The following is a 4,169-nucleotide window of genomic DNA, read 5'->3' on the forward strand; positions in this document are numbered from 1 at the left end:
GCGGCGTGGAGCCGGACGCCGAACCCGCTGCTGCTGCGCTTCCGCTCGCTGGGCCACTTCACCGCCGGGCCGGGCGGCGACCGGGCGCGCGCCGTGGTCGGCGGCTCGGCCCTGCTGGTGCGGCGGGTGTTCGGCGCCGCCACCACCGTGGCCCGCGCCGTCCCGGTGGATGATTTCTGCGACGAGCAGGGCTCCTGCATCGACGGCCGCTTCCCGGCGGGCGAATGGGCGGTGACCGTGCCCGGGCCGAACCCGAGCACCATCCACCTGCTCGACGCCGATGCCGGCACCGCCGCGGCGCCGACCGCCTCGGCGATCCGCACCGGCACGGTGATCCTGACCTCGGTGCTGCGCGAGGGCCGGCAGTTCTACGTCGCCTCGCACACCGCGATCAGCGGCATCGTCACCGGCTACGACGCCCCAGCGGTGGAGAGCACGCAGGTGGTGCTGGACCCGCCGGCCGGCGCCCGGGTCAGCGTCACCGGCGTGCTGAACCCGACCGCCCACACCTGCCGCTTCACCCTGGCCACGGCCAGCGGCAGCGCCGGGATTCCCAGCCAGCCGCTGATCATGCGCGTCAGCCCGACCTGCGCGGTCCGCGAGTAGCCGGAACCGCCGCGTCGCTTCGCCTCGGTGCTCCGCCTCGCCGGGTTCATCGAACCGTCATCAAACTGCAGCAAATCAAACATTACAGATCGGTAAGGTCCGCCCCGGATTCGAAGCCCGCCGCCACGGCAGCCAGCCCAGAGGGGACCGAGATGGACCAGGATTCCACCCTGTCGCGCGTTCAGCGCTACGAGCAGCAGGACGACCGCAGCAGCAACCTCTCCGACAACCCGACCATGGGCGACATCGTCAACGCCCGGTTCGGCCGGCGCGGGATGCTGCGCGGCGCCCTGGCCGTCTCGGCGATCAGCGCCGTGGTGGGCCCGGCCGCCTTCTTGTCGCACACCCGCCCGGCGCAGGCCGCGGCCGGCGCCTCGCGCTACGTGTTCGAGGAGCTCGAGGCCGGCGTCGACACCAGGCACCACGTCGCCAAGGGCTATGACGCCGACATCCTGATCCGCTGGGGCGACCCGGTGGTGAAGGGCGCGCCCGCCTTCGACCCGCAGAAGCAGACCGCGGACGCGCAGGAGAAGCAGTTCGGCTACAACAACGACTATATCGGCTACGTACCGCTGCCGCTGGGCTCGAATTCGAGCGACCACGGCCTGCTGGTGGTGAACCATGAATACACCGACGCGGCGATCATGTTCCCCGGCCTCGCCGACGCGAAGGGCGAGTTCGATCTGTCGAAGCAGAGCAAGGAGCAGATCGACATCGAGATGGCCGCGCACGGCCAGTCGGTGATCGAGATCAAGCGCGGCGCCGACGGCAAATGGGCGGTGGTGGCGGACAGCCCGTACAACCGCCGTATCACCGCGCGGTCGACCGAGTTCCTGGTGACCGGCCCGGCGGCCGGCCATGACCGGCTGAAGACCAAGGCCGACCCGACCGGCACCAAGGTGATCGGCACGATCAACAACTGCGCCGGCGGCACCACCCCCTGGGGCACCACGGTGCATGCCGAGGAGAACTTCAACGGCTATTTCGGTGGCGAGCTGAAGGACGATCATCCGGAGGCGCGCAACTACAAGCGCTACGGCCTGGGCGAGGCTGAGTACGGCTGGAGCCTGCACCACGACCGGTTCGACGTGGTCAAGGAGCCGAACGAGGCCAACCGCTTCGGCTGGGTGGTCGAGATCGACCCGACCGATCCGAACTCGACCCCGAAGAAGCGCACCGCCCTGGGCCGCTTCAAGCATGAGGGGGCGGAGAGCATCGTCGCCAAGGACGGCCGCGTGGTCGTCTACATGGGCGACGACCAGCGCTTCGACTACCTGTACAAGTTCGTCACCGCCGGCAAGTTCAACCCGAACGACCGCAAGGCGAACATGGACCTGCTGGACGACGGCACGCTGTACGTCGCCAAGTTCGACGCCGACGGCAAGGTCGCCTGGATGCCGGTGGTGTTCGGCCAGGGCCCGCTGACCGAGGCCAACGGCTTCAAGAGCCAGGCCGACGTGCTGATCGAGACCCGCCGCGCCGCCGACCTGCTGGGCGCCACCAAGATGGACCGGCCGGAGGACGTGCAGCCGAACCCGGTGAACGGCAAGGTCTATGTCATCCTGACCAACAACGACAAGCGCAAGGCCGAGCAGGTCGACGCCGCCAACCCGCGGGCCGAGAACAAATTCGGCCACATCGTCGAGATCACCCCGGCCGATGGCGATCATGCCGCCACCGCCGCCGCCTGGGACCTGCTGGTGAAGTGCGGCGACCCGTCCGTCGCCGCGGTCGGCGCCACCTTCCACCCCTCCACCAGCAAGAACGGCTGGTTCGGGTCGCCCGACAATTGCGAGATAGACGCCGACGGCCGGCTGTGGGTCGCCACCGATGGCAACAACTACAAATACAGCGGCCGCGCCGACGGCATCTGGGGCCTGGAGACCGAGGGTGAAGCCCGCGGCACCGGCAAGCTGTTCTTCCGCGTCCCGGTCGGCGCCGAGATGTGCGGCCCGAAGATCACCCCGGACCTGACCACCTTCTTCGTCGCGGTGCAGCATCCGGGCGAGGGCGGCAAGGAGTGGCCGGAATTCGGCCGCCCCAGCACCTTCGCCGACCCGTCGACCCGCTGGCCGGACTTCCAGGACGGCATGCCGCCCCGCCCCTCGGTGGTGGTGATCACCAAGCAGGGCGGCGGCAAGATTGGCGTGTGAGGTTAAGATCGCTTTGTAACAAAATGATAAAATTATAAACCGTCATTGCAAGCGCAGCGAAGCAATCCAGGGCCATTGGTGTGGCCCCTGGATTGCTTCGTCGGCTTCGCCTTCTCGCATAACGGTAACGCCGACCAAGCCTCCCCTCCCGGGGAGGTTTTTTTGTCGCCGCCTTGCGCCGCGGCTTGCGGCCGGGCGGGAGCCTATCGATAGTGAGGCCCAGCTCGCGAGACCATCGGACCACACGGATCATGAGACGCCTGAACGCGGCCGCCGCGGCCGCCATCATCGCCCTGCTCGGGCTGGTCAGCGCCGCCCGGGCGCAGAGCAACGACCTCTATGTGCTGGGCATCGCCCTGTTCGTCGCCTGCATCGGCATCGTCATGCTGCTGATCAAGCAGCATTTCGACGCCCGGGAGGAGCGGCCGAGCCGCGCCTTCCTGCCCAACGAGCCGGGATCCTGCTTCGCCATCACCTTCCTGCTCGGCCTCCTCGCCGTGATCGGACTGATCATGGCGACCGGGCCCGAGCTCTACCGGGTTGGGCTCGGCCTGTTCATCGTCAGCGTCATCGGCGCCGGCGCGGCCCTGAAGCGCGGCTACGACCTGATCGACCGCGGGCATCGCCAAGACCATGCGGATGCGCATTGAAGCCATGCATTGCGACGGTCCGTCGCGGCCCTGTCCCGGCCCTCGGGTTGCTTGACAATTTCGCGTTCGTTCCCAAATCAGTTGTGCGGCCGGCGATGGTTTGTCCCCCCAGCCATCGCCAAGATCCTCCGATGGGATCGAATTAGCCGTCAGCCGGGCCGGACGCTCCCTCCCCTCCGAGCGGATCGGACCCAGGCGAAGAACGGCCCCGACGCTTCCCCCCGCGTCGGGGCCACTTCTTTTTCGGGTTCAAGACCCAACTGCAACATCTTGGACTTTATACACTCCCGCAGGATCGGCGGGGTTTTGTTGTGCATTCGGTACTTTCGGTTCTGTCGCTCACGGGCCGGAATTCTTCGCCAAAGCGATTGACAAGCCCTTCGCAGCGCAACATGGATGCTGACGCAGGTGCAGCATCAGCCGCTGCCGCACGGGAGGCACCATGCCGGATTCGCGTCAAGCCACGCCTCGGCCGGAGGATCGGACGGTGCCCCTCGCCCGCGAGCTGACGCAGCTGCTGAAACGCTACGAGAAGTCGCAGCGCGAGGATCCCTTCGCCAACCCGATCCAGCACCTGGCGCTGGAGATCTCACGCCGGCTGGCCGACGGCAAGCTGGACATCCGCGATGTCGAGGGGCTGATCGGCCACCTGACCATCGAGGGCTTCAGCCACCGCGCCGCCCGCCTCGGCCGCTATCTCGGCGAGACCGCGCCCGAGGCCAACGACGCGGCGCTGCACGCCCTGTTCCAGGGACTGACC

General features: G+C 68.0%; 4 protein-coding genes. All 4 read left to right on the forward strand.

Going from position 1 to position 4,169, the window contains the following annotated elements; genetic code table 11:
* The coding region (locus tag ABDW35_RS33145; protein WP_343718115.1) for a hypothetical protein at positions 1–606 on the forward strand (606 nt) is incomplete at its 5' end.
* Between the two features lie 152 nt (positions 607–758).
* A complete protein-coding gene (locus tag ABDW35_RS33150; protein ID WP_343718116.1) occupies positions 759–2,759 on the forward strand; it encodes a PhoX family phosphatase in 2,001 nt (666 codons plus the stop codon).
* 251 nt (positions 2,760–3,010) lie between these two features.
* On the forward strand, positions 3,011–3,409 hold the full coding sequence (locus ABDW35_RS33155) for a hypothetical protein (RefSeq protein WP_343718117.1): 399 nt from the start codon (positions 3,011–3,013) through the stop codon (positions 3,407–3,409).
* 487 nt (positions 3,410–3,896) lie between these two features.
* Positions 3,897–4,169 (forward strand): hypothetical protein (locus ABDW35_RS33160; RefSeq protein WP_343718118.1); only part of this gene is annotated, 273 nt, incomplete at its 3' end.

This window comes from Inquilinus sp. (genome assembly GCF_039594555.1).
Taxonomy (GTDB): domain Bacteria; phylum Pseudomonadota; class Alphaproteobacteria; order DSM-16000; family Inquilinaceae; genus Inquilinus.